This is a genomic window from Glutamicibacter sp. HZAU (assembly GCF_004100365.1).
Classification (GTDB): Bacteria; Actinomycetota; Actinomycetes; order Actinomycetales; family Micrococcaceae; genus Glutamicibacter; species Glutamicibacter nicotianae.
Genome location: NZ_SCKZ01000001.1, coordinates 483,961 through 507,809 on the forward strand (window position 1 = coordinate 483,961; position 23,849 = coordinate 507,809).

25 protein-coding genes and 1 pseudogene are annotated in these 23,849 nt (G+C 58.5%); 14 read left to right on the forward strand and 12 right to left on the reverse strand.

Annotated features, from left to right (window positions below):
• Nucleotides 1-2: 2 nt before the first annotated feature.
• Nucleotides 3-1,262, reverse strand: a complete 1,260-nt coding sequence (locus EKH49_RS02230) for a substrate-binding domain-containing protein (protein WP_113607300.1) — start codon at nucleotides 1,260-1,262, stop codon at nucleotides 3-5.
• Between the two features lie 158 nt (nucleotides 1,263-1,420).
• Between EKH49_RS02230 and EKH49_RS02235 the strand changes: the two genes are divergently transcribed.
• The 4 genes from EKH49_RS02235 (at nucleotide 1,421) to EKH49_RS02250 (ending at nucleotide 6,994) form a co-directional block, all read left to right on the forward strand.
• Nucleotides 1,421-2,896, forward strand: coding sequence for a sugar ABC transporter ATP-binding protein (locus EKH49_RS02235; RefSeq protein WP_128469507.1), 1,476 nt, complete (start codon nucleotides 1,421-1,423; stop codon nucleotides 2,894-2,896).
• Entirely contained in the window at nucleotides 2,893-3,852 is a 960-nt protein-coding gene (locus tag EKH49_RS02240; RefSeq protein WP_128469508.1) for an ABC transporter permease, read from the forward strand. The genes EKH49_RS02235 and EKH49_RS02240 overlap by 4 nt, the downstream gene beginning before the upstream one ends.
• A complete protein-coding gene (locus EKH49_RS02245; protein ID WP_128469509.1) occupies nucleotides 3,849-4,868 on the forward strand; it encodes an ABC transporter permease in 1,020 nt (339 codons plus the stop codon). Before EKH49_RS02240 ends, EKH49_RS02245 begins: the two co-directional genes overlap by 4 nt.
• A 797-nt stretch (nucleotides 4,869-5,665) precedes the next feature.
• Complete coding sequence (locus EKH49_RS02250) at nucleotides 5,666-6,994, forward strand: NADH:flavin oxidoreductase (protein ID WP_128469510.1); 1,329 nt, start codon at nucleotides 5,666-5,668, stop codon at nucleotides 6,992-6,994.
• Nucleotides 6,995-7,122: 128 nt separating this feature from the next.
• Here EKH49_RS02250 and EKH49_RS02255 read toward each other — a convergent pair whose 3' ends face one another.
• The 6 genes from EKH49_RS02255 to EKH49_RS02280 form a co-directional block, all read right to left on the reverse strand.
• Nucleotides 7,123-7,548, reverse strand: a complete 426-nt coding sequence (locus tag EKH49_RS02255) for a hotdog fold thioesterase (protein ID WP_128469511.1) — start codon at nucleotides 7,546-7,548, stop codon at nucleotides 7,123-7,125.
• Nucleotides 7,545-8,765, reverse strand: a complete 1,221-nt coding sequence (locus EKH49_RS02260) for an acetyl-CoA C-acyltransferase (protein ID WP_236640987.1) — start codon at nucleotides 8,763-8,765, stop codon at nucleotides 7,545-7,547. Before EKH49_RS02260 ends, EKH49_RS02255 begins: the two co-directional genes overlap by 4 nt.
• A gap of 265 nt (nucleotides 8,766-9,030) precedes the next feature.
• The gene (locus EKH49_RS02265; protein ID WP_128469512.1) at nucleotides 9,031-9,612 is read right to left on the reverse strand and encodes a TetR/AcrR family transcriptional regulator; all 582 of its coding nucleotides are present in this window, start codon (nucleotides 9,610-9,612) and stop codon (nucleotides 9,031-9,033) included.
• Between the two features lie 126 nt (nucleotides 9,613-9,738).
• Nucleotides 9,739-10,974 (reverse strand): NAD(P)/FAD-dependent oxidoreductase, encoded by a 1,236-nt coding sequence (locus EKH49_RS02270; RefSeq protein ID WP_128469513.1) that lies wholly within the window; start codon nucleotides 10,972-10,974, stop codon nucleotides 9,739-9,741.
• Between the two features lie 8 nt (nucleotides 10,975-10,982).
• Nucleotides 10,983-11,300 (reverse strand): 2Fe-2S iron-sulfur cluster-binding protein, encoded by a 318-nt coding sequence (locus EKH49_RS02275; protein ID WP_128469514.1) that lies wholly within the window; start codon nucleotides 11,298-11,300, stop codon nucleotides 10,983-10,985.
• 29 nt (nucleotides 11,301-11,329) lie between these two features.
• Nucleotides 11,330-12,616: a cytochrome P450 gene (locus EKH49_RS02280; RefSeq protein ID WP_236640988.1), complete on the reverse strand. Its 1,287-nt coding sequence runs from the start codon at nucleotides 12,614-12,616 to the stop codon at nucleotides 11,330-11,332.
• A gap of 114 nt (nucleotides 12,617-12,730) precedes the next feature.
• Here EKH49_RS02280 and EKH49_RS02285 point away from each other — a divergent pair, with 114 nt between their 5' ends.
• Both EKH49_RS02285 and EKH49_RS02290 read left to right on the forward strand, forming a co-directional pair.
• Entirely contained in the window at nucleotides 12,731-13,645 is a 915-nt protein-coding gene (locus tag EKH49_RS02285; protein WP_105658715.1) for a LysR family transcriptional regulator, read from the forward strand.
• Between the two features lie 164 nt (nucleotides 13,646-13,809).
• Nucleotides 13,810-14,754, forward strand: a complete 945-nt coding sequence (locus tag EKH49_RS02290) for a helix-turn-helix domain-containing protein (protein ID WP_128469515.1) — start codon at nucleotides 13,810-13,812, stop codon at nucleotides 14,752-14,754.
• A gap of 106 nt (nucleotides 14,755-14,860) precedes the next feature.
• Here the strand turns inward: EKH49_RS02290 and EKH49_RS02295 are convergent, their stop codons facing one another.
• On the reverse strand, nucleotides 14,861-16,474 hold the full coding sequence (locus EKH49_RS02295) for an FAD-binding oxidoreductase (protein WP_161567428.1): 1,614 nt from the start codon (nucleotides 16,472-16,474) through the stop codon (nucleotides 14,861-14,863).
• A 218-nt stretch (nucleotides 16,475-16,692) separates the two neighbouring features.
• Here EKH49_RS02295 and EKH49_RS02300 point away from each other — a divergent pair, with 218 nt between their 5' ends.
• From EKH49_RS02300 to EKH49_RS02325, 6 genes and pseudogenes are all read left to right on the forward strand, one after another.
• On the forward strand, nucleotides 16,693-17,469 hold the full coding sequence (locus EKH49_RS02300) for an SDR family NAD(P)-dependent oxidoreductase (protein ID WP_128469517.1): 777 nt from the start codon (nucleotides 16,693-16,695) through the stop codon (nucleotides 17,467-17,469).
• 37 nt (nucleotides 17,470-17,506) lie between these two features.
• Nucleotides 17,507-17,602, forward strand: a pseudogene (locus EKH49_RS17145) (ATP-binding protein); the annotation flags it as partial.
• A gap of 93 nt (nucleotides 17,603-17,695) precedes the next feature.
• Nucleotides 17,696-18,007: a transposase gene (locus EKH49_RS02310; RefSeq protein WP_128469518.1), complete on the forward strand. Its 312-nt coding sequence runs from the start codon at nucleotides 17,696-17,698 to the stop codon at nucleotides 18,005-18,007.
• Between the two features lie 78 nt (nucleotides 18,008-18,085).
• Nucleotides 18,086-18,841: an IS3 family transposase gene (locus EKH49_RS02315; RefSeq protein ID WP_128469519.1), complete on the forward strand. Its 756-nt coding sequence runs from the start codon at nucleotides 18,086-18,088 to the stop codon at nucleotides 18,839-18,841.
• A gap of 1 nt (nucleotide 18,842) precedes the next feature.
• Nucleotides 18,843-18,998 carry an integrase core domain-containing protein gene (locus EKH49_RS02320; RefSeq protein ID WP_161567429.1) on the forward strand — a complete coding sequence of 52 codons (156 nt, stop codon included), beginning with the start codon at nucleotides 18,843-18,845 and terminating at the stop codon, nucleotides 18,996-18,998.
• 72 nt (nucleotides 18,999-19,070) lie between these two features.
• Nucleotides 19,071-19,331 carry a GlsB/YeaQ/YmgE family stress response membrane protein gene (locus tag EKH49_RS02325; protein WP_128469521.1) on the forward strand — a complete coding sequence of 87 codons (261 nt, stop codon included), beginning with the start codon at nucleotides 19,071-19,073 and terminating at the stop codon, nucleotides 19,329-19,331.
• 88 nt (nucleotides 19,332-19,419) lie between these two features.
• Here EKH49_RS02325 and EKH49_RS02330 read toward each other — a convergent pair whose 3' ends face one another.
• Together EKH49_RS02330 and EKH49_RS02335 are read right to left on the reverse strand one after the other, a co-directional pair.
• The gene (locus EKH49_RS02330) at nucleotides 19,420-19,719 is read right to left on the reverse strand and encodes a hypothetical protein (RefSeq protein ID WP_128469522.1); all 300 of its coding nucleotides are present in this window, start codon (nucleotides 19,717-19,719) and stop codon (nucleotides 19,420-19,422) included.
• 247 nt (nucleotides 19,720-19,966) lie between these two features.
• Nucleotides 19,967-20,515, reverse strand: coding sequence for a MarR family winged helix-turn-helix transcriptional regulator (locus tag EKH49_RS02335; protein ID WP_128469523.1), 549 nt, complete (start codon nucleotides 20,513-20,515; stop codon nucleotides 19,967-19,969).
• Between the two features lie 175 nt (nucleotides 20,516-20,690).
• Between EKH49_RS02335 and EKH49_RS02340 the strand changes: the two genes are divergently transcribed.
• Both EKH49_RS02340 and EKH49_RS02345 read left to right on the forward strand, forming a co-directional pair.
• Complete coding sequence (locus EKH49_RS02340) at nucleotides 20,691-21,170, forward strand: hypothetical protein (protein WP_128469524.1); 480 nt, start codon at nucleotides 20,691-20,693, stop codon at nucleotides 21,168-21,170.
• A 134-nt stretch (nucleotides 21,171-21,304) separates the two neighbouring features.
• A complete protein-coding gene (locus EKH49_RS02345; protein WP_128469525.1) occupies nucleotides 21,305-21,787 on the forward strand; it encodes a hypothetical protein in 483 nt (160 codons plus the stop codon).
• Between the two features lie 638 nt (nucleotides 21,788-22,425).
• Here the strand turns inward: EKH49_RS02345 and EKH49_RS02350 are convergent.
• Together EKH49_RS02350 and EKH49_RS02355 are read right to left on the reverse strand one after the other, a co-directional pair.
• Nucleotides 22,426-22,929 (reverse strand): DUF3253 domain-containing protein, encoded by a 504-nt coding sequence (locus tag EKH49_RS02350; protein WP_128469526.1) that lies wholly within the window; start codon nucleotides 22,927-22,929, stop codon nucleotides 22,426-22,428.
• 332 nt (nucleotides 22,930-23,261) lie between these two features.
• The gene (locus tag EKH49_RS02355; protein WP_128469527.1) at nucleotides 23,262-23,738 is read right to left on the reverse strand and encodes a hypothetical protein; all 477 of its coding nucleotides are present in this window, start codon (nucleotides 23,736-23,738) and stop codon (nucleotides 23,262-23,264) included.
• Nucleotides 23,739-23,849: the final 111 nt, after the last annotated feature.

The window sequence follows — 23,849 nt, forward strand, 5'->3', positions numbered from 1 at the left end:
CCTTATTTGCCGGGATTCGAAAAGAACTGGTCAAGCTTCTCGGTGGGCAGATAGTCATCCGGGCTTCCGGCCAGATCGGTCAGATCGCTAGGTTCCCACGTGGCGTCAGCAACCTGCTCAAGGTTCTCGCGCGTCACAAGCACCGAAGGCTCCACAATCTGGTTGATCTTCGGGCCTTCACCCTTCAGTATGCGCAAGGCCACCTCAACGGAAACTTCGCCGGTGCGAACTGATGGAGTAGTGGTTCCAAAGTACGGGTACTCGGGATTGGCCAAGGCCCAGGAGGCAAAGCCGTGGCTTGAACCGTCATCTGCAATCGGTGGAACGTCCATGCCAGCTTCTTCAAAGGCATTGCGAATACCAACACCCATGGTTCCGGCCTGCATGACCGCATCAACGCCCGCCGGGTTAGTGGCAAGGAACTTCTGTACCTCAGCCTGCGCGGTGGCCGGCTGGAAGAATCCGGTTACCGAACCAACGACCTTTACATCCGGGCAAGTCTCCAAAATGGCGTCCATGCCAATATCGGCCAAGGTGGAGCTTGGAATGCCTGGGATACCGGCAACTCGAAGCACGTCGCCCTTGCCGCCAATGGAACGCATAGTTCCGGCGGTGACTTCGGCAATCGCCAATGGCACATTGCGCGTTACGGTGACGGCATATTCGGAGTCGATAGGCACCTGGGCGGCAACCAACGGGATACCGGCATCAAAGGCCTGTTTTGCCAGTGCAACCGATGGTTCCGGAGCGATTGCCGTATAGATGATAACATCCGGCTTCAGGGCAAGGGCCTCATTGAACTGCTGGAGTTGCAGTGGCACGTTGGATGGATCATCCGGAGCAAATTCGCCCAGAACCTCAACGTCCGCCTTCTTCAAGCTCGCACGAATCGACTCGGACATGGAGGCAATAAAGGGGCTGGCAGGTGGCATCCCCACCACGGCGGCGGTGAAGCCCTCGGTCTTCTTTGACTTATAGTCGGCCCACGCCGACGTGCGTACCTCGTCCGGATGCAGGGAGTACCCATCAGCGATTTCTGGCGAGAAATCTTTCAACAGACCGTTGGGATCATTGGCTGCACCTTTGGGAACCGAACCACATGCGCCGTCTGCGACAGGCCCGGATTGGTTGCTTGCTGCCGCACCGTCGGCGGCAGGATCCGCACTGGTGCCTCCCGCACAACCCGTCAAGGCCAGGGCACTAATTCCCAGAATCGCTGCCCCAAGCTTTGAGATTCGTGGAATTTTGGTGTTTTTCTGCATATCGAACTCCTCATCGAGTGAAACGCTTCGTAGCGTATCGCATAAGACTAGACACATGCGGTACGGTTCGTCTAGTTTCGAATGTAGCGGGCATCACAAATTTTCACAAAAGGGGACCACCAGTGACACATCAGCCAGCAGGCCTAGAGCTCAAAGGGGTGAGCAAACGCTTCGGCGCTACACAAGCACTGAGCGACGGCCAGCTCCACCTCCGACCCGGTGAGATTCACACACTCTTGGGCGAAAACGGTTCGGGCAAAAGCACCCTCGTAAAGATCATTGGCGGGGTGCACCGGCCAGATTCGGGAACCCTGACTTTTAATGGCGAACCGGTCTACAGCCGCTCACCCAAACAAGCGGCGGACTTGGGAATCGCTACGGTATTCCAAGAAGTCTTAACCGCCGGGAGCCAAACGGTACTCGACAACGTCTGGCTTGGTTCACACGGCATTTTTCGACACAAATTAAGCCGCACCAAACAGCGCATGCTTGCCCAGGAAGTACTCACCCGCATCGTCCCAAACATTGATTTGGACCAGCCGGCGGGACAACTTTCACTGTCCGAACGTCAAGCGGTGTGCATCGCCCGGGCACTGGTCCAAGGCCCGAAAGTTCTTGTACTGGACGAATCGACGGCATCCTTGGATGTACAAACCAGGGACCGTCTCTTTGCTGAGATGCGTCGACTCACTACACTCGGCACCGCGATTCTCTTCATTTCCCACCGGATGGACGAGGTGGCAGAAATTTCGGATCGAGTCTCAGTGCTGCGCTCAGGGCACAGCGTCTTCACCGTTGAACGCGACAACCTGTCAATCGACGCCCTTATTTCCGAAATGACCGGACGCTCCGATCACGAGGTGACGGTACGCCAACCTCATACGCCCGGAGAATTGCTCCTTCGAAGTCTTGACCTGCGGCTGACGCCCACGTCGACAGCCATCAATCTGGAACTGCGCGCCGGTGAAATCGTGGGACTGGCCGGGCTCGAAGGCCACGGCCAAGATCTATTCATCAAACGCCTCGCAGGTGTTGCCTCCGGTCCGGGAACGGTAGTGCGCACCGGGGAGAAAGATACGCAGACACCGCTGACTGCTCGTAATGGCGACCGCCTCGGCGTGGCTTATCTGCCACGTGAACGCCGCGGCGAATCGCTATTCGAGTCGATGTCCATCCAAGAGAATTTCGCTCTGCCCACGTTGCATCAAGATCGCCACCGCGGGCTGCTGAACACTAAGAGCATCTCCCAGAGATTCAACGCATTCGCCCAATCGCTGGCACTTCGCTTCGGCACCGCCAAAGACGCGATTTCCACCCTCTCCGGAGGCAACCAGCAAAAGGTCTTGCTCGCCCGATGGCTCGCCACCGACCCCAAGGTATTGCTTCTGAACGACCCGACTCGCGGAGTAGATATCGGCACCAAACGGGAAATCTATGCAATCTTGGACCGACTCAGCGCCGAAGGGCTCAGCGTAGTGGTGCTCTCCAGTGAAGTCGACGAACTCGTTGACCTGGCGGACCGAGTTTTGGTCTTCCGCGATCAGCAAGTATTTGCCGAAATCGCCCATCCCGAGCTATCCACCGAATCAATTGTCGCGGCCTACTTCGGCCAGAAATCAGAGGTGCACTCATGAGCCGCGTCCAACAGCTCCTCCAACGCTGGCCTTTCGCCTTTGCACTGCTGCTTGCACTCGTTTTGCTGGTACTGAATCTCCTTATTTCCCCGTCCTTCTTATCCCCGCAACGGCTTCCCGCCACGCTTTCCACACTGGCCCCGTTTGTGCTCGTAGGGTTTGCCTCAACGCCGGCCATCCTCTCTGGAGGCATCGATATTTCGGTGGGCCCGCTGGCAACTTTCATCAATTGCTTCTTTGTCGCCATCCTGATTCCCGCGGGGCTGGGCAACTGGCAGGTGGCTGCGCCCCTCGTGCTATTGCTGGCCGCAGCCATCGGGGCAATCAATGGGGTACTGATCGCAGTTTTGCGCTTGCACCCCGTGGTCGCCACCACCGGAATGCTCTTCCTGCTCATCGGATTGTCGCTGACCATCGCGCAGAACCCGATTGCAGCCCCGGATAACTGGACCGAGGTCTTCGCAGGCAGCGTTGGAATCATTCCTGGCGCACTGATCTCCATCGGTGCCGCCGCTCTGATTTGGTTTGGACTGCGCCGTACTGCCTTTGTCAGCAACCTGCTGGCCACGGGCGAAAGTGATATTTCGGCGTTCGGCTCTGGAGTGAATACCACCGCGGTGCGCATTCTCGCCTACTCGGTAGGCGGCTTGTTCGCCGGTATCGCCGGTATCGCGCTAACTGCCATTGTGCAGTCCTCACAGTCTTCCTTGGCCACCACCTACGCGCTGCTGGGAATGGCGGCGGCGGTGCTTGGCGGGACCAGCCTGGCCGGAGGCCGAGGCGGGTTGCTCGGCGCACTGTTCGGGGCCATCTGCATCTACCTGCTCCAACAGCTGCTGACCGCCTCCGGCGTCGCACCTAGCCTGATTCAGTTCGCCTACGGCGCTCTGCTCGTCGTAGGTGTCGTCTTGGGAGCCACGTTACTTACTCCACGGTTAAAGAAGGTTCGATCATGAGCAAGAGCACCACCATCAGAAAGCAAGCGGCCTCGGCAGAACGCCGCCTCGGCCCGAAGATCAAGTGGATACTTGTTGAGCTGCCAGTATTACAAGCCTTGGTCTTGCTCGTCTTGGCGGCTTGGCTATTGATCAGCATTCCCTCCATCTTCAACCCACGTTCGGTGACCTCGTTGCTGTTGATCGCATCCTTGCTGGCACTATCGGCGATGGGCCAAACATTAGTCGTCATACTTGGTGGATTGGATCTTGCAACGCCTGGCTACATACTCTTTGGCGCCTTCATGGCAGCCAATGCCACGGGCAAACTGGGCTTGCCGCCAATGCTGGCAATACTGCTCACCATCCTCGCGTGTGGTGGCGTCGGCGCCCTGATTGGCTGGATCTGCCATCGTTTTGCCGTCCAACCACTGGTAGTCACTCTGGGCACCGGCGCAGCTCTAACCGGCGCCACGCTGTTCTTGGCGGATGGCGATTATTCCTCGGTACCCCATGATTCGCTGCGTTCCCTGGCCAGCCTTCGCGCAACGACCTTCGGGCTTCCGTTCCCACCAATCATTCTGATCGTGTTGCTGCTCGGTGTCGCCCTGTGGGTCTTCTTGAACCGCACCGCCGCAGGACGCCGGCTTTATGCGACGGGAGTTAACTTCAGAGCCGCGGGACTGGCAAGAATACGAACCTCAATCGTCTGGGTTCTGGTCTTTGCCGCTTCCGGTGCCTTCGCTGGCCTTGCCGGGGTATTCATTGCCGCCTATAGTTCGGGCTGGTCACAGACCATCGGCGATCCCTACCTGTTTTCCGGACTAGCGGCGGTGCTGGTTGGTGGAACGATCTTCGGCTCAATCCACGGCAGTTATACCCGCACGCTGCTGGGCGCACTGATTCTCACCTTGCTTTCGACGATCATTGTGAGCAATGGATTATCCGAGGCGCAAAGCCGCATCGTGTTCGGCGTCATCATCCTCGCCGTGGTTTCGCTCTATGGACGCGAACGGCACGTACGCAACAGGTTCTAAGCAAAGTCTCGTTTTCGCACAATACAAAGCAGGCGGTTGCCCAGGCCATTTGGCCGGGGCAACCGCCTGCTTTGATTCGTCTGCTATAACTCCCGCGGTTTGTGGGATCCCTTAAGAGAGCCCACACCAAAGCTCATCAAGTTCAGCCCCAACGATGAGCAGCCCGAATTCCCCTGCTGAGACTTGCCCCATAGCGAGAACGGAGTATCGACCGGAGCAAGATGGATTAGGACCAGATGCTTGGCCCCGGCAATTTCCGCCACGTCGCGGCCACGGTTGTAACCGAAGCCATCAGCACATTCTGAAGTTCATCATTGAGCAGAGAAGGACGACAGTCACAGCGGTTTGGATGATCGTTGGCATGGCATCCAGTCCTACTTCCTTGAAGAAGCCTTGCACCTTGGCGACATCCACGTGTGCGGCGTCGACTGTGGTGGTGACTCACACGGCGAAAGGCACTGTTTCTGATTCGGTGGTCGAATGAGCCTGCTCCAGCAAAACATCCTTCCATCAAATGCGCCCCGGCGGTTAACGCAAAAGAGTGGGTGGAGGCTAGCGGCTTAGGGCACATTGTCAACGTCGGCCCCTTGCCCCTCCGGCGATTTGAGGCCATTACCCCAAGTCGGCGATTCGTTGGCCCATTTTCTGCCAGCTGAGCGGAAGTCTTCAGCAGGTCATAGTCTGAAAAATTCTCGACAATGATATGCACCAGGTCACAAACGCGATACGATACGAAACGAGTCGAATTCAATTACTGATGAGCTTTCCGAACGTTTGCAGTCCTTTCAAGGAGAAAAATGTCTACCGAGACCAGCACCGTGTCCGCCTCCAAGGTTCTTTCCAGCTCCTGGAAAATCGACGGGCTGACGATCAAGAACCGCTTTGTGCTCAGCCCGATGGCAGTGCTGCAGCCAACCAAGGACGGAAGTCCCAGCGAACAGACCATCGCTTTCCTCACCACCCGCGCCAAGGGCGGCGCGGGTCTGCTGATCGTTGGCGGCACCGTGGCCACCGAAAGCGGATATGCGGAGGCACCCTTCCAGCCACTCATGCGTTTTGATAATGACCGGTTCATTCCAGGACTCAAGAAGATGGTAGACGCGGTCCACGCGTACGGCGTTCCTCTCTTCGCGCAGATCTTTCCGGCCTTCGGCGCCATGGGAGTACCGGGAGAGGGACGCACCACCCGCGCCGCCAGCCCGAAGCCGGTGCGCATGGCGGCACCGCGCTTGCCCCATGGAATGTATATCCCCGGCGGACGGACCACCCCAACTCCTGAAGAAATCACTAGGGAAGAGCTGCTCGAGGTCCAGAACGAGACCGTCGCCGCGGTACTTCGCGCCAAGGCAGCGGGGTTCGACGGGATCGAGATCGGTGCCCATATGCGCTACCTCTACTCATCCTTTTTCTCCCCCCGCACCAACTGGCGCAGCGATGAGTACGGTGGCAGCGCGGAGAACCGCGCCCGCTTCCTAGCGGACACCATTAGAGCGATACGTGCCGAAGTCGGCCCCGACTACCCGGTGGGCGTACGCATGAGCGTGAACGACCATCTGCCCGATGGGCAGGGTCCGGAAGGTTTTGCCGAGGTCATGACCTATGTCGTCAAGGAAGGTGTCGGGTACATCGCGCTGACCGATGCGAATTACGAGTCGATGGACGACAATCTCCCGTCCTCTTCCGGACAGATGCTGGCGCACAGCGAGCCGCAGATCTTCCGCAAGTATTTGCCGAATGTTCCGCTCTTGCTCAGCAACACCTACGAACCGCAGCAGGCTGCGCAAGCAATCGAGGACGGCTATGCCGACGGAATTATGCTCGCCCGCCAGCTGCTGGCCGACCCCGAATTCCCCAATAAGGTACTCCAAGGCCAACAGGAAAAGATCAACTGGTGCGACCATGACAATTCATGCTTGCGTCGATTGATTCTCAACGTCCCGGTTCGTTGCCACCTGAACCCTGCCATGGGTCGTGAAGCGGCACTGGCCGGTGCCGAAGAATCCTTGGCTACCAAGCTGAAGCGTCCGGTAGATGCCTTTGTCATTGCCGCAGCAGGGTCGCCGTCGCTGATGGGCCTTGCCGACAAGCTGGCCAACGCCAAGATGGCCAAGGACGCCAAGAAGTAGTCCACTAGGAAACTGCATCCGGATTCCAGACGGAACTCGGGCGCAGTTTTGCTATGTGCTTCTGGTCATTGAAGTACAAAAGGCACCCGAGGAGATTGAGCATTCCTCGGGTGCCCTGTCGTTGGACATTACATGGTCGGTTCGGTCCCCGTGCGCAATGCTCGTCCACTGCCCCGATAAACCGCCACGGTTCGCTTTCCGGCACGCACCAGGACGTCGACAATCATTCGCCGCCCTTCATGGAAACTCACTTCGGCCTGCGCCACCAGCTCTTCGCCAATATGGGCCGGGCTGAGATAAGAGATATCGGCCTCGGCCGTGGCAATGCCCGCGCCGAAGGTGTTCGCAGCCATGGCAAATGCGGTATCCGCCACGGCAAAAACGTAGCCACCGTGGGCAATGCCGTGTCCGTTGGCCATATCGAATTCCACCTGCAAAACCGCGGTGGCGCGCCCTTTGCTGGCGCTCAACACGCGGATCCCTAGCCGTTCCAGACTCTTGTCTGCGGCAAGCATCGAGTGTGCCGGTTCGGCAATCTGGGCTTGCTGACTCATGATAAACGCTCCACAACCATCGCCATCCCCTGGCCGCCACCCACGCAAAGCGTCGCCAAACCGAGAGCTCCATCCTTGGCTTGCAATCCATTAACCAGAGTGCCCACAAGCCTGGTACCTGTGGCACCAAATGGGTGACCCAGAGCAATGGCACCGCCAAAGGGGTTGACCTTCTCCGGGTCGGCACCCAATTCCCGCACCGTAGGAACTACCTGTGCGGCGAATGCTTCATTGAGTTCCACAATGTCAATGTCATTGATTCCCAAGCCCAGTCGCTGCAGCAGGCGCCGGGACGACTCCACAGGTCCTAGACCCATAATTTCAGGGGACAGTCCGCTGGCTGCGCTGCCCAGAATACGTGCCAGCGGAGTCAATCCCAGTTCATCCGCGCGTTGTGCGCTCATCACGACTAACGCGGAGGCTCCGTCGTTCAACGGGCTTGCATTGCCGGCGGTCACTGTGCCGGATTCATGGAATACCGGTTTTAGTCCGGATAGCGTTTCCAAGCTGGTGCTGGGCCGCGGCCCGTCATCATCTTTCACCAGCATGCCGGCATCGGTGGTGAACGGCGTGATTTCCCGTGCGAAGTACCCGTCCTTAACTGCTTGGGAAGCGCGTAGTTGAGAGGTCAGCGCCCATTGATCTTGGTCCGCTCTTGTCGTACCTGTTTTCCGGGCAACAAATTCTGCGGTCTTGCCCATGGAGATGTAAATATCAGGCAGTTGGCCTGCGGTTCGCGGGTCGCTCCACTGCGCACCGGATTCAAAAAGCTCGTCAGCACGGTGGGCGGATTGCGCGAACCCGGGGTATGGAGAGTCGGTGATCGGTGGGGTGCTGCTCGTTGACTCAACGCCTCCGACCACGAACACCTCTCCATCCCCTGCACGGATCGCTTGGGCTGCCATAGCGGTAGCTTGCAACGAGGATGCGCAAAATCGATTCACCGTCGCCGCGGGTACATTGTCTAGTCCGGCGAGCACCATAATTCGGCGGCCCACATTGTCCCCTTGCGCGCCCTGCGGCATGGCGCAGCCGAAGTAGGAGTCGGCGATATGCTCGCCCTGAAGCTGCGGGAGCTTGGCCATAGCACCGCGCACTGCGGCTAACCCAAGATCTTCCGGGCGTTCCCCCGCAAGGGAACCCTTGCGTGCACGACCGATAGGCGTCCTGCTATAGGCGACTATCACCGCATCATTCGCTGCAATGGCTGTACTCACGTTGACGATTCCTTTCATGGCGGCAGCGTGCCTGGTTCAGCTCCGAAGACCGCGTGAAATGTTTTGATTGGCATGAAAATAGCTCTGGCCTGCGCCATAGAGTAGAAAAAGTTCAATCAATGCGCTCTGAAATAAATATATACGAACCGTATCGTATCCTACAAGGACAATGATCGTTTATGGCTAATGTGAACTTCTTTTCTCATGAAGAAATCCCTGCACCTTCACGCGCAGAGCTCGTGAAGGTGCAGGGATTTCTTGAGTCTTATTTTCTCACCGCGAGACCCTCCAGGGCGGTTTCCAAAATCTCGTTAACCGCGGCCGCGTCCAGAGGTCCAGACTCAACAAGCAGTCGGAAATACACTGGAGCATAAAGCATCTCGGTCACCATCATCGGATCAAGGTCCGAGCGCATCGCACCTTCGTCCATAACACGTTCAATGAGCGCACGTACCGCTGCCGCTCGCGGATTCCAGAAACGATCCTTGAACTCAGTCAGTGCCGCGTGATCCTGCTGGCACTCACCGACAAGCTGGGCCACCAGGCGGCCCTCGCCGCCGGCATAGACCTCCGTCAGGGATTTGAGGTGCTCGCGCAGAGCATCGATAGCCGGGATATCTTCACGAACCGGAGTGCGAGCTACGTGATTATCCAAGAACGTATCAATGACCACCGCAACCTTGCTAGGCCACCAACGGTAAATGGTGGTTTTGCTGACTCCGGCCTCGCGGGCGATACGCTCGATAGATAGTTTCTGAACGGAAACACCGGCGGACCCTGAATTGTCGAGCAACTTCATGGTTGCTTCGAGAATCGCTCGACGACTACCTTCACTTCTAATTGCCATGGCACAACCATACGCGTTTTCGCATTCAATACGAAACGTACACAATCACTCTGGCGCTTCCAAGATTTTGAGCTTCCGTCGGCTTCCACAAGGAAGAACCCAAACCAAACATCAGCGATAATCCGATCAGACGGCTCCTGCAATAACTCGCGCCCGATTTTTCAGCGCGAATCCTGCTTCTTCGGCCTCGGCACGGGTAATGCGGGTTCCTGCTCCGATCAGCTTCCGGGCTGCCAGATGATCTGCCGGCAAGTTGACCGATTCGACCGCCGCCAAGGCCTCACCTCGGAAACACAGCACCGAAAATTTCGCGGTCCGGGGATCGCCGAGCACCAGGGTATCGTCACCAGCTTGGCTGAGGCCAGCTATTTGCAAGCGGTAAGGTCCTTGGGTGGACCAGAACCATGGGAGATCCGCATAAGGGCTCTCGTCGCCGAGAATACTGCCGGCTAAATGCCTAGCTTGGTCCGTAGCATTTTGCACCGATTCAAGCCGTGTTCGGCCCGGCGAATGCACATTAGGGAAATTGGCGCAGTCGCCCAAGGCAAAGATGCTGGGATCCGAGGTGCGCAGGCACTGATCCACCACAATTCCGTTCGAAGTCTCCAACCCGGCATTTTCAGCCAGAGCTACGTTGGGCAAAACTCCAACGCCCACTAACACCAGATCCGCCGGGTATCGCTGCCCGGTGCTCGAGACCGCAGCCATTACTTCTCCCCCGCCCGCCGCTTCGAATCTTTCGATTCCCTCGTTCAGCCGCAACTCGACACCAAGGTCCCGGTGAGCTTGCGCGAACCACTGGCTCATCGGCTCACTGAGCGCACGGGCCATTGGGCGTGCGGCGAATTCCAGCACAGTTACATGGCAGTCGTGGGCTCTGGCGGCCGCAGCAAATTCGAGCCCGATAAATCCCGCCCCAACGACCACCACATTTTTGGCCGCGGGCAACGCAGCGTGCAGATCCTGCACATCGTCCAACGTGCGCAGCGAATGCACGCCATCGAGCTTCGAACCCGGACATTCAATGAGCCTGTTACGCGCACCGGTAGCGAGTACCAAATGCGTATACCCCAGGGAGTTTCTGTTGGACAGTGCCACCTGGCGGTTCGGACGGTCGATGTCGATGGCGCTAACGCCGTCGAGCAGGTTGATGCTCTTCTGCGAAAAGAAATTTTCACCACGCAGCGGCAATGGCTTGGGTGTGCCTTGCGGAGAGAGGAAGTCCTTGGACAACGGTGGCCGTTGGTATGGAAGCCCGGCCTCATCGGCAACAATTGTGATCTGCTCGGTATATCCGTTGCCGCGCAGCGAATCTGCAACCTGCAGCGCGCTTTGACCGCCGCCTATGATTACTACGCTCATGACTACACCTAGCCCGCGGGAATATCAACAATAATTTCGGGCAGCGATGCCCCGGTGCTGATCTGGCAGCCCAACCGTGAACGTTCGGTGCGTTCTGCCGCAGTGCAGTCAAGCATTTCGTCCTCGTCTGCTCCGAGTTCGGGAAGCGCGTCCGCATATTCCGGACGGATGTACACGTGGCAGGTTGCGCACATCGCCTGTCCGCCGCATTCCCCCACGATTCCGTCAATTCCATTGCTCACCGCAGCGCGCATCAAGGTGGTTCCCTGCTCAACTTCGAGTCGTTGCGCGGTTCCGTCTGGCTGGGTAAAGGTAATGCTAGGCATGTTTGCTCCTGTAAAAGTTTCTTGGTTGCTCAGTTCCAGGTGACCGGTAGGCTGGTCAACCCACGGAAGACCCAACCTGCCCATTGCCCGGGGCGAGATTCTTCAATGCGCAGCCCGGGGAATCGTTCATAGGCTTTCGGCACGGCGATTTGGCCGATGGCACTCTTCGCCGCCCAATGCCCCGCGCACAGGTGCACTCCGGCACCAAAGGCGAGGTGTGATTTTTTAGGCCGGCTGATATCAAAGTCCGCCGCGTTTTCCCCGAACTGGGCAGGGTCATGATTGGCCGCGGCAACCACCACTGCGATACCCGAGCCGGCCGGAATCCTAACCCCTTCCAACACCGTGTCCACGGTGGTTTCTCGTGGGTACATGCCGATAGGAGAGAGCCATCGCACCGCCTCATCAAAGACCGCGGTCCACCGCGTAGGATCAGCCAGGACTTGCTCTCGTTGGTCGGGATGATTGCTCAGTGCCCACACGATATTGGTGACCATATGTTGCGGTTCGTTCATGCCTCCGGAAATGCTTAGCTTCACGTTGGCCGTGATATTTGCATCGGGTAAACCACTGTTGGCCCAGGCCGAAAGCATGGAAGCATTGGGGTGCAGTTGATAGTGCGGAATGAGTTCGTTGATCAGCGCGTCGGCTTGCTCCGTGGATGCCTCGCAACGCCTCCAGATCTCCGGGTCATCTAAGACATTTCCTATCCCGGCAATAAAGTCGTGCGACCAGGTGCGTACCGTTTGAACATCGACGTCCTTCAAACCCACCAAATCTCCGAGGTTTTTGGCGGCCAACGGGGCTGCATAGTCGCGGTTAAGATCGGCGTTATCCGGACCAACGTCCTCCAACTCATCGAGGTAGATATCAGCATTGTGGGCAAACACCTCTGCCCAGGCTTCCTTGATGTTCTTCGGTCGCAGTACCGGATTGACCGCAAGTCGATCAGTGGCGTGTTCCGGATCATCTTTGCGCAGCATCGGGTGCGCTCCGATGGCACGATTCATGGTTGATCCGGAGACATTAGCGCTGAAGATGCTCTGATCCTGCTCAATTTCATGGCATCCGGCATAACTGGTGACGAGGAATTTGTTGAGCACCGGCACCCAGGCGACCGGGGCTTCGGTACGCAGCCGGGCATAACTCCCATACGGACCTGCGAGCAGCTGCGCCGGTTGAAGCCAATTGACTACCGGAACCTCTTTTGCTCCAGAATGTTGTACGCCGTCTACATGCGTCGGGCGACTCTCGGCTTGTTCGGGCAGTTCGGTAGTTCCATGTCCCATTGGGCAACGGGCTGTGTTCGCGCTCATGGTTGGCTCCTAGCTTGGGCCTGGGTTCGTTGTTTCACCAAGTGTCACATCGGACTAACCAACAGTAAACTGCGAATATTAACGATACTTCTTCGATTAGTTAGGAAATAGCCGGTGGCTAAATTCACCCTGCGCCAATTGGAATTATTTGCCCAGCTGCCTAATCACCAGACTTTGAACTCCGCTGCGCAGTCCCTGCACATGTCAGATTCTGCGCTGTCTCACGCGATCACCGAACTGGAAACGGCCGTAGGTGAGCAGCTTTGCGTGCGGCGCAAGGCGCGCGGCATGTACCTCACCCCCGCCGGAACGCATTTCGCCTCGCGGGCCAGCGAAATTTTACGTGCCACTGATTCCTTGGCTGGAGAGCTCTCCGAAGTCAGCGGTGAATTGCGCGGCCCGGTCTCACTGGGCTGTTATACGGGATTAGCCAGCAACGTCCTGCCAGCGGTACTGGAAGGGATTGCAAGACTGCACCCTGAAGTGGAAATCCGCATCACCGTAGGAGACCACTCCGACCTTCTGCCCGCCTTGGCGGACGGTTCGCTCGATGTTGCGGTCGTTTACGATATCGGATTGCCGGCAACTTTGCAGCGCAGTGTTGTTTATGAAACTGAAGTGATGGCGGTGCTTGCGCAGTCCGATCCACTGGCTAGTGCGCAGTCTATCGATCTGGCCGATTTGGCAGCCAAGCCGTTGATCATGCTCGATACTGCCCCAAGCTCTGATTACACGCAATTGATGTTCTCCCAGCGCGAGCTGACCCCGATATTCGGCGCCATCGTTCCGCAGATCGACCTCGTGCGTGCATTGGTCGGACGCGGCCTTGGCTACAGCCTGCTGATGTCACGTCCCAACCAGATCCCGGTGTCCAGCGAGGGGCTGGGCCTGGTGACGCGCCACCTAAATCCGCGCAGCGGAGTGACCTCGGTGGTTGCCGTCTGGCCGACGGGATTTACACCCAGCGCTCGTGCCCGAGCCGTCATCGATTATGCCATCGAGGCGTTGGAGGCCAGCGAACCAAGCTGACTATCCCCGTTCAACTCAAAGACAAATTTTCCTCAAAGCGCGCTGAGTCCAGGGCCCACTCATTGCTTTATCTTGTGACCCGAATTACAATCGAAACGATACGAATCGAACTTCTCGGGAAAGGTCACGGCAACCATGCTCATTTTTTCCTTCGGGGCGCAACGATGACCGCCGTACTCGACACCCGCTCGGTACCCGCCGCCGAGCGCCGGGATTACTGGTCCGCAGGGATTGCCGAACGCTTCTTCCCCATGCGCGTCGAGGAATTTGTGTCCCCGTCTTTCGAAGCACGCTTGGCCAGCGGCCAGCTTGGCTCGGTGGCAGTGCAGTCCATCCAAGGACTCGCACACCGAGTGGCACGCACCCAGCAGATGATCGCTGCAGCCGACCCGGAAAGCATCTTGCTCTATTTGCTCACTAAGGGCGAGATTCTCATAGGGCAAGATGAGCGCCAATGCCTGCTGCGACCCGGCGACTTAGCCTGCCAAGACACCTCAACTCCCTCAATCTTTGAAAGCCGCGGGGACTTCGAGGTGCTTGTATTCAGCGTTCCCAAGTGGTTCATTGGGACTCGGGCTGAAACCATCGTCGGCCAGACCGCCATTCGGGTGGGCGGCGGCAGCAGAGGTGGCCTCACTACCTTGACGGCACCGTTCTTGGCGAACCTGGCACGCACCGCGCTCGGCGGCAACTTGGATGAACGGGACGGACCAAGCGCCGCACAAATGCTACTGCCCATGCTGGCCAACATGTTCCAACGAGAAAACCCTTCGGCATTAGCCACCCGGCCGCAGACCCTCTTGGCGCAGATGCAACGCTTCGCGCTGGACCAACTCCACGATCCGCAGCTCGGGCCCGAACTGATCGCACAGGCCCACTACGTTTCGACCCGCTACGTGCACAAGCTCTTCGCGCAAACCGGGCTAGGCGTCTCGGCATGGATTCGCGAACGCCGTCTGGAAGGCGCCGCCGGGGAACTACGGCGTTTCCCGGAAAGGTCCGTTGCCTCGATTGCGGCCAAATGGGGATATCTGCACCCGGCAAGCTTCAGCCGGGCGTTCCGCGAAGTACATGGTTACTCACCCCGGGATGCCCGGCTAGCAGCCTAGCCTGTCGTGGCCAGAGGCTTCGATTTCTTGGCGCCTGCAAGAAGCATAGTGACTTCAAGGGTGCTACTCCCTGCCCTGAAGGCAGGGACTAGCACCCTGAGTTCGCTTAGGCCTGCGGGAATCCAGCCTCGCGCATGCGAGTGCCCCAGATCCCTGACTTGCCCGGGGCGATGATCCCATTTGGATCAAGAGTGTCCTTGATCTGCTCGTTGAAGCGGCGCAGCGCGTGGTCATTGAAGCCGAATTGCTCGGCCGCCAGGTCCATGAAGGACAGGTGCGCCCGGTACTCGCCGTAGCCGCGCTTACCGGCTTCGGCAACCATCCGCTTGGCCAGCGCATACGCATTGGCGACCTGCTCGGGGTTCTTCGTGTCGAAGGCAATTACGTTGATGAACGTGGTCGACCGCGCGTTGATGGGGAGCATGCCGCCGAGGAAATCAAGTCCCGCCTCGGCGCACATTTCCCGCATCATCTTCTGCGCGGCAATCGCATTCTTCCCGGTGAGCGGAATGACCGGCGAGAAATCGACGTGGCCGCCTTCTTCGCCGCCGGACCAGCCGGCCATTTTGTACAGGTCCTGGCTCGGCACCCCGATCTGCACCCGTTCGTGCGGATTGGGCAGCGTCTCCCAGGCTTCCTTTCCATGTTTTTGGCCTACCAGGTCAACGCTCGGGATCTGCAGGAAACGTGCCTTAAGCTTGGCGAAGTTATGGTCGACCACAGCCTCGTCGCCATAGAGCGCAAAGCGCATCATCCAACGCCCAAGTCCCATCTCCTTGGCGATCTTGTCGATGACCTCTTCCGGCATCGGGCCCTCGCCGGCGTACCACTCGGCGCGGGTGGTGAGCATTGAAGCCATGCACAGCGTGTTGGACAGCTGCGGACGCATGTCGATGGTGCCGTCGAGCATAAGCTCGCGCAGCGCGTCCACCACTGCTGGCATCTGCTCCTCGTCCCAGACGCGCAGCCACAATGGCATGTACGTTTCAGGCTTGGGCATCAGCCAGTAGCCCATCTTGGTGACGATGCCATAGTTCGACTGCATGAACATCTCGGTAGAGGTCGGGCCTAGACCGCGCTTGTACAGCGGCCAGGTCGGGTTGTTGTCCATGGCGCCCGAGCCGGTGCGCATGAGGTCCCCATTGGGCAGCACCACCTCGAAGCCGCAGTGCGAGGCCTGGTCGATCGAGTACGGCATGTAGGTCAGCCCGTGCTCCAGCGTATTGGAGACGACCCCTCCCCAACCGATGTCCACGATGGAGGCCACTAGGTTATGCCCGCCGGCCTCGATAGCGTCGTGCAGGTCGTACCAGCTCACGCCCGGCTCCACGATCGCGTAGCCGAGTTCTTCGTTGATCTCCAGGACTTTGTTCATCTCCCGGAAGGAGAGCATCACCGAGCCGCGCACCTGCGGTGCCGCACCGCCGTAGCCGTTGTTCTTGCCGCGGCCGATGGGCCACAGTGGGATGTTGTATTGGTTGGCAATCTTCACGATCGCCTGCACGTCCTCGGTGCTCCGGGGACTGACAACGCCGGAGGGCACATTGGTGGCAGTGCCCGGGTCTTGGAAGGGATCCTGGAAGTCTTCCAAAGATTCAGCGTCGGTGGCTACATTATCGGCTCCGATGGCTTCAGAAAAAGCTGCCAAGGCGTTGTCCAGGTCGGCTTCGGTGACTCCCGGAGGAAGCGGACGGGTAGTGGTCTCAGAGGTATTGCTCATCTTTTCAGGTCTCCTAAATAGCGCTGAAGGTGAAGCTATTGTGTGAGTTCCATGGTGCTCCAGCTTGGCCCTGTGTGGGGCAGCTCTCACTCGATGGTGCAGTGCGTGCACAGAAGTGTGCACGCACTGCACCATCGGTGCCTTGCGGGTTCCAGCGGTAAAAAGAAGGTGATTGCATAAGGTCAACTACAGGCATCTAAGTAAATGGAGAAATCATCATGACCGATGGTCGTCTAGCTGGAAAAATTGTCCTGCTTACAGGTATCGGCGGTGGCATGGGTCGGGAAACCGCAAGGCTTTTTGCCCGCGAAGGTGCCACAGTGGTCGGTTGTGATCTCAACGAGGAAAGCGCAGCGGAAACGGTTCGGCTCATCGAAGCCGAAGGTGGCTCTATCGATTCCAGCGCTCCGGTGGATCTGGGCCAGCGCGAGGCAATCGATGCCTGGATCAACGGCGCCGTCGAACGCTTCGGCAAGGTTGATGTGCTCTACAACAATGCGAGCATGCCTAAATTTGCGCCCTTCGCCCAGATGAGTGGAGAGGATTACCGCTTCACCATCCAGAACGAGCTGGATCTGGTCTGGCATGCCTGCCAGAGCGCGTGGCCGCATTTGGCCAAATCCGGTGGCGCAATTGTGAATATCGGTTCGGTGGCCGGAGTCCAAGGCGCGCGCGCCTTGCCGCAGGCGGCTCACGCCGCCGCTAAGGGTGCAGTCATTGCGTTGACCAAGCAGCTAGCCGCGGAGGGTATCGCGGTGGGCGTTCGAGTCAATTGCGTCAGCCCCGGCGTCATGGCCACCCCACCGATCCTGGCCATGTATGCCGAGCTGGGCGATAAAGCACCGGTAGCGCCGATCGTTGAACGCACGATCTCCGGCAAGCCGGGCGATCCACTGGCGGTTGCGTACGCCGGACTTTATTTCGCCTCAGATGAAGCCAAATGGGTCACTGGATCCCACCTGGTCGTAGACGGCGGAGCGCACGCGGTGATGTAGAAAGTTTACTCCCGTGCAGAAGATCCCTTTGGCCGGGGGCGAGGTCTTTGGCGATGATGTTGTCGCCTCAGCGATGATTGATCGTTTGGTTCATCATGCCGGAGTGTTGTCCTTGTCCGGTGATTGGGGTTAGCCTGAATTAGTGGACTGTGAGTCTTGTAGTGGCTGGTCTGGGATCTGAATCGTCCCGGGTTTCATGCCGTTCCTATTTGAGAGAATGGAACACATGCCCAAGCAGTACACCCCTGAAGTCAAGGGCCGCGCCGTCACCTACGTCCTGGATCGTCTGGACCGCTACAAGTCCGTCTACGGAGCCTGCCAAGACCTCGCACCGAAACTGAACATTGGTGCCGAGACGCTCCGCCGCTGGGTCGTCCAGGCCCAAGTCGATGCCGGGGACCGCACTGGACCCACCAGCGAAGAACTCGCCGAGACCAAGGCCCTGAAAGCCAAGGTCAAAGACCTGGAAGAGACCAATGAAATCCTCCGGCAGTCAGCGATTTTCTTCGCGAGGGAGCTCGACCCTCGCCGGCACTAATCACCGAGTTCATTGACCAGCAGCGTGAGTGCGGCTACGCAGCCTTCTCCGTTCTGCCAGGCCCTGGGAATCCAGGGCATGAAGGTCTCTGCGCGCACTTATCGCGGCTGGAAGCAACGCCAACCGGCGTCCCGGGCCATCACCGATGCCCAGATCCTCAACGTCCTGCACGACCTGCAGCAGCCCGACCCGGCAACCGGCAGACCTCGACCCGAGGTGCTGTACGGGCGGCGGAAGATGCGAGCCTGGCTGCAGCGCAATGGCTTCCCCGATGTCTCCAAGCACACCGTGGACCGGTTGATGCGCGACGCGCGAATGAAAGGCCTGGTCCGGGGCCGGCGGACCGTCACCACGATTCGGGCCAAGGACACCGTGCGGGCCAAGGATCTGATAAACCGCAATTTCTTTACCGATGCACCTGATAAAGTTTGGATCACTGATTGTACTTATGTTCCCACCGGTGCCGGGTTCACGTACGTGTCGTTCGTGATCGACCTGTTCTCGCGGCGGATCTTGTCTTGGGCGAGCTTCACCTCGCATGATACGGAGTTCGTGGAGGAAGCTCTCCGGATGGCGTTATGGCAGCGCCGCACAGGCTCAGGGTCTCGTAAAAGCGCTGTTCAGGGCACCGTGCACCACTCGGACGCGGGCAGCGAGTATACGTCGCAGAGGTATACGCAGACGCTGGCCACCGAAGGACTGATCCCGTCGATCGGTTCGATCGGCGACGCGTTCGACAACGCCGCTGCCGAGACCGTGATGGGGCTGTTCAAGAATGAGGCCGTGGCCAGGGACTCCCCGTTCCGTAGCGGGCACCTTGGCTGCCAAAGCTGACGTGGATGATCTGGTGGTCGAATGGGTGCATTGGTACAACCATGCTCGGTTGCATTCGACGCTCGGCTATCGGACTCCGGTGGAGTTCGAGGAACTCTACGATGATGAAATCACCGGCACTTTACCCGATGTTGCCGCTAGTAAGTTAGCGGCATGATTTCCGGGACAATTCAATCAGCCACTACAAGACTCACAGTCCACTAGTTGCGGGAACCCCAGAGAAGAGCTCATGGGTATTTTAGGTTGGATCGTTCTGGGACTGATAGCCGGTGCTATTGCCAAGGCCATCAAACCCGGAGAGCAGGGCGGCGGATGGCTCGCTACTTTACTGCTGGGCATCGTCGGCGCTGTCGTAGGTGGCTGGATCGGCTCAGCTGTCTTCGGTGAAGGAGTGGATCAGTTCTGGTCCCTGTCCAGTTGGCTTCTGGCCATCGGCGGTTCGTTGATAGTACCGGTTATTTGGGGAGTGCTCACGCGCAAGCGTGCCTAACTGCACCTGCAGAGCAACGGTCCACCACGGAATCGCGGTGGACCGTTGCCGTGCGAGGAAGCGCATCTGGCATGTCTGCGCCGGATGTTCATTGACGAGAATCAGACTCGAAGTCCCGATCCCGAGCCGAATCGACCTCGGGGCCAGTGTCCGCTTCTTTGGTGGAAGACTCGCCCTGTTCGAGCTCGTCAGTACTGTGCTCGTGAATCGTCTCGCGCAGACCCTCGACTTCCGCAGCTCGCCCTTCCCAGTATTCCGGTTCCAAGCCGAAGCCATTGGCCGCCTCGTCGGCCATCCTCTTGAAACCATCTCGATGGTCCTCCAGAGCGTTATTCAGATCTTCGAACTCGTCATGGCTGACACTGACGTCAAGGTGCTTTCGTCGCATTTGCATCATCCTAACTTGTTAGACCGGCTAAATAATTTTGCTGCTCCCACCCTACGATCCCGGGTTATCCATGGCAGCAGCCATAAGGTTTTCCCCAGAAACCCGGAAACGGGCTCCTTGGCACATCTGGCACACACCCGATAAATGCCCTAGCCGATCGACCAGGATCGCCCCGCGGCAGGGCTGGCAGTCAAGCCGGCAGCCAAGTTACGCACCGTGGGCGAATCACATGCTCAGCGCCTTGCGCCTACCGCGAAGGCAGGGCACTCTCCCTCATCACGCCCGTCTCCACGGATGGCCGGCTTGGATCGTCATCGATTTCGACACTGCGGATCATAGCCTCCAGGAACTTGGCTGCCGCAACCCGCTCGGCCTCGGAGAGCGTGCCTACGGCATCCATCATCTGCTCATGCATCCGATGCAGCGTTCCACGAACTTCCGTATCGCTGTAATCCGTGGGCACAATTCCCACAGACCGCCGATCCGCAGGATGCACAACACGCTCGGCATACCCATCGCGGCATAACCGGTCGATCAATACCGACACCGAAGCATTGGAAATCCCCAGTTCCTCAGCAAAATCCCGCTGGCGGGGTGTCACCCCTTTGCTGTGCGCGGCGAGCAGGAATCGCAGCGCGGACATATCGGTCTCGTTCATCCCCATCGAACCGCGGGTCGCAGCTCGCATCCTGCGCTCGGCCTCACGGTACCTGCGCATCAGATTCAGCAAATCCACTGCCTCGGGCACCGAACCGCCCTCGCCATACCAATACCCGCTGGCTTGATAGCTGCTCATGAGAAGAACTCCTTCCGCCGGATACGAACGCCATGCCCGCAACCCCCGGGGCTTCCAATGCCCTTTTCCGCGAGGTCCAGCTTGCCCAACACCGAAAAATTCATGTAACCTAGCTAATAGTTAGCCTGTCTAAAGATATTCTACTACGAAACAGCTATCAGTACCGGAGTGAAAGATGAAAAAATCCTTAGCAGTTCCCGTAGAAACCTCCCCGCAGCAAGGCAACGCGTGGAGCACGCGAATTCAGAAGATCGCCACCTTCGCCTCTGAACAGTGCCAGAGCCGGGATACCGTGCATTCAGCAATATGCACCATTACCGGCTCCCCAGAGCAGCTGGTCATCAACTTGGCATGCACGGCAAAAAGCGAAGACCAGGTGTCCGAGTTGATGCAGTACGTCAACGACACCCTCCTGCCGCAGATCGAAACAGCGCTCGGTGTCCGCTTCGAGGTAAAGAATCTGCAGTTCGCCGTCGCGGGCAAGGAGAGCCTTCTCGCAGCACCAGAGCACGCACCCGGGGCCGAACTCCCCGCGCATTGGCTCGATCAGCCTTTCGCCGCACCGAAGCAGACCCCCACCCCCGGGTCAGGGCTCGAACCCGCCAGTTCGGGAAGTCAATCAGATGCATCCCCTGCAGATTTGAGCATGGCCTAGGACCTGCAGCACCCGCCGCCCGCCAAGAGCGGCAGCACCAAAACGAAAGAACCTTTCCAAAGCGCATCCCGCCGCGGAGCCTTACGTCAATATCGCTATTTTCATGAGCAGTGCAAGAAAGGGAAGTATCTAAAATGCCAGGTCGAATCGTACGAACCCGAACCGCAGTCAGAGTCGCTGATTTTCTCGCCACCCGTGAAGGCAAAGCCCACCTGTCCGACTACGGCTGGGCGCAGGGAATGCCGATCGTCATGACCCAGCCGGCCGAAACGCTCAACGATGCCATGGGAATGGCATCGATCCATGGCCGCGCAGTGCTGATGGCCATGCTCGATCCGCAGACCGAGGAACTGCACATGATGCATGTCACCGTCCCCCAAGCAGCACTGAAAGTCACCAAGGCCTGCGCTGATCGACTCACCATGGGAGAGTTCTTCGAACGCCTGGCCACCGAGCTCATTGCTGAGTTCCGCGTGAAATTCTGGAAGAACACTGCCGTCGCCCACAAGATCCCGGCCTGCCCCGCGATGCAGTCGCGAACCACCTCATCGGCTCGATACCCGATGCCAGCACACCAATCTGGAGCCGAGCGCGTCGCGGCGGGCACTACCAGGTAAACACCTTAGCTCCGGTTCTGGCTCATTGACCTGCTCACCAGCCAGTACCCCCGTGGGACGGCTGGCGAGCCAGAACCAGGCTCCGTCTGGGGCTAGTTGTTGGCCTCGGTCCTCTATCCAGGTTTGCGGATACCAGGACCCGGAACAGCCAAGAAGCCGCAACAAGATGCACAACGCGTGATGGCATCACCCATGAAGCGAGGACGCTCCCCCTTCGTAGCCTTCGAACCGGACTCTTCTGCCTGCCAGTCCCCTCTCAATGACGTCTTCTCGTGAAAGGCGTTAGGAAAAGCTCACCATCAGCGCGGAAAGCTGCCTGGGACGCAGCATCCGCTTCATTCAACTGCCGACTTTCATCGCAACGTCGGCAGTTGGGCATTTCAGGACGAATTGGATGAGCTCAGCGAAAGATTTATCCCCTACCGAGTCGTGCTCGATATTGACCGCCATGACGAGATCTACCGCCTCTTCGAGGGGCTCCAGGATTGCTTTCGATACCTTCAGTGGCCACAGCCGGCCCATGGTTACCGAGCACGACATCTGGAGGGTCGGTTTCTTACCCGAAGCACTCCCTCTGCATCGGGCATGAAAGCTTGGCACCTGCATATCATCGGTTTTTCCCCAGAGATCGGGCTATTTTATTCGTCTGGGCGTCGGCGACTAATCCGAATTGGGCCTTTGGCACCGTCAGCTTCCACGGGCTCGCCATTTTGTGTTGCGACGACTTCACCTTGCGTGGCCAATGCCGCCGCAATCTGGCGCACTTGGCCCATGTACTTGCGCCACCCTTCGTCCGGCCCACCCACTATGCGTGCAACATCGCTCGGGCAGATTGACGTGTCTACCCTATGGCTCAGCAAGGTGCGAATGGTCGCGCGAATTCGCTCTCCCATTGAGTCCGGGTCCGGATCCTCCCACCATGGCTGTCCACGTTCGCCCAGTGCGAGCTTGGCATCATTCACGCGCTTCCTAGCGCCGTCTTCGCCTTGCATGACGGCCCGGCGGGCTGACACCAGCTCGTTGACCAGCTCCTGGCGTAGTTTCGCAGGGATCGAGGGATCACTGGCCCTCCACCGCCGCCCCTTGATTATCAGGTAGCGTCCGTCGGTGGTGGTTTGTACTGGCTCCCCTGAAGGTGCCATCTTATACCCCATCTCTATTCAAAGTCCGGCTCCCGAAACGCACCGTCGCGCTGATCGAATCCAATGGCGAATGAGTCAACTACTAAAGAGTTCGATTTCTGTAAATCGTCGAAAATTGACTTGACGAAGAGCAATTGCATTCGCTGACTGCCGCAGGATGCCACCTATGACACAGCTGCTGGACTTCGACTCGTCATCTTCGTGGCTAGTGCCTGCTGGGCTCTGGCGCTCTCCCGACCTCTGGGAATGCTCGCTTAGTTTTGAAGCAGGCCAATTACTCGTCAGATGCTTCCGGTACTCGCCCTGATCCTCGGCCTGGCTGCTGCCGTGCTCTATTTTTCGCCGAAGGCAGGGGTCGTGACCGCGCATTCCACGCGTTCTCCGGGCTTGCCGGTCTGCGCCGCAATTTCCTTCACCCCGTCGAGCAGGATCCGGCAGGTAGCAGTGCTGCCTTCGGCAGGCGTGGCCGCAATGGCCGCGTCTTTTTCTGCGGTGATGACGCTTTCGGTGCTCCAGCTCGTTTCGTTCTTCTTGCCAGCGTCGCTGGTGGTGACCACCGACTCCTCGGTCACTTCAGCAGAATCTTCGCCACGGCTGGGCGAATCGAGGTAGGACACATCGCTCAGCGCATCAGCGTTTTCCCCGCTCACGGTCACCTCGTAGGTCACCGCCCAGGCATCCGCAGTCGCTTTGTCCCAGTCATCAACAGCACCGCAGCCGGTCAGGCTCATGCCGAGGACGAGTGCCGCGGAACTGGCCGCCAGCCAAGTCGAAGTGCGATTGATTGCCGAACGGGAAGTGCCGTGCATGGTTTTCCTTTTTCCGAGGTTGAAGCGGGTAGTGCTCTATCTACTGATCAACACTAGTTTTGTACGCACCTGCTGTCTTCAACGTCGAGAATGATCTCTGCTCGTTGGCGT

Excerpts from the sequence above, each read along its gene's own strand:
- EKH49_RS02340 (WP_128469524.1), top strand. The coding sequence starts at position 20,691 with ATGAAAAAATCCTTAGCAGTTCCCGTAGAAACCTCCCCGCAGCAAGGC.
- EKH49_RS02245 (WP_128469509.1), top strand. The coding sequence starts at position 3,849 with ATGAGCAAGAGCACCACCATCAGAAAGCAAGCGGCCTCGGCAGAACGC.
- EKH49_RS02310 (WP_128469518.1), top strand. The coding sequence starts at position 17,696 with ATGCCCAAGCAGTACACCCCTGAAGTCAAGGGCCGCGCCGTCACCTAC.
- EKH49_RS02345 (WP_128469525.1), top strand. The coding sequence starts at position 21,305 with ATGCCAGGTCGAATCGTACGAACCCGAACCGCAGTCAGAGTCGCTGAT.
- EKH49_RS02295 (WP_161567428.1), bottom strand. The coding sequence starts at position 16,474 with ATGAGCAATACCTCTGAGACCACTACCCGTCCGCTTCCTCCGGGAGTC.
- EKH49_RS02250 (WP_128469510.1), top strand. The coding sequence starts at position 5,666 with ATGTCTACCGAGACCAGCACCGTGTCCGCCTCCAAGGTTCTTTCCAGC.
- EKH49_RS02290 (WP_128469515.1), top strand. The coding sequence starts at position 13,810 with ATGACCGCCGTACTCGACACCCGCTCGGTACCCGCCGCCGAGCGCCGG.
- EKH49_RS02265 (WP_128469512.1), bottom strand. The coding sequence starts at position 9,612 with ATGGCAATTAGAAGTGAAGGTAGTCGTCGAGCGATTCTCGAAGCAACC.
- EKH49_RS02350 (WP_128469526.1), bottom strand. The coding sequence starts at position 22,929 with ATGGCACCTTCAGGGGAGCCAGTACAAACCACCACCGACGGACGCTAC.
- EKH49_RS02300 (WP_128469517.1), top strand. The coding sequence starts at position 16,693 with ATGACCGATGGTCGTCTAGCTGGAAAAATTGTCCTGCTTACAGGTATC.
- EKH49_RS02240 (WP_128469508.1), top strand. The coding sequence starts at position 2,893 with ATGAGCCGCGTCCAACAGCTCCTCCAACGCTGGCCTTTCGCCTTTGCA.
- EKH49_RS02275 (WP_128469514.1), bottom strand. The coding sequence starts at position 11,300 with ATGCCTAGCATTACCTTTACCCAGCCAGACGGAACCGCGCAACGACTC.
- EKH49_RS02315 (WP_128469519.1), top strand. The coding sequence starts at position 18,086 with ATGAAGGTCTCTGCGCGCACTTATCGCGGCTGGAAGCAACGCCAACCG.
- EKH49_RS02330 (WP_128469522.1), bottom strand. The coding sequence starts at position 19,719 with ATGCGACGAAAGCACCTTGACGTCAGTGTCAGCCATGACGAGTTCGAA.
- EKH49_RS02230 (WP_113607300.1), bottom strand. The coding sequence starts at position 1,262 with ATGCAGAAAAACACCAAAATTCCACGAATCTCAAAGCTTGGGGCAGCG.
- EKH49_RS02255 (WP_128469511.1), bottom strand. The coding sequence starts at position 7,548 with ATGAGTCAGCAAGCCCAGATTGCCGAACCGGCACACTCGATGCTTGCC.
- EKH49_RS02325 (WP_128469521.1), top strand. The coding sequence starts at position 19,071 with ATGGGTATTTTAGGTTGGATCGTTCTGGGACTGATAGCCGGTGCTATT.
- EKH49_RS02280 (WP_236640988.1), bottom strand. The coding sequence starts at position 12,616 with ATGAGCGCGAACACAGCCCGTTGCCCAATGGGACATGGAACTACCGAA.
- EKH49_RS02355 (WP_128469527.1), bottom strand. The coding sequence starts at position 23,738 with ATGCACGGCACTTCCCGTTCGGCAATCAATCGCACTTCGACTTGGCTG.
- EKH49_RS02335 (WP_128469523.1), bottom strand. The coding sequence starts at position 20,515 with ATGAGCAGCTATCAAGCCAGCGGGTATTGGTATGGCGAGGGCGGTTCG.
- EKH49_RS02270 (WP_128469513.1), bottom strand. The coding sequence starts at position 10,974 with ATGAGCGTAGTAATCATAGGCGGCGGTCAAAGCGCGCTGCAGGTTGCA.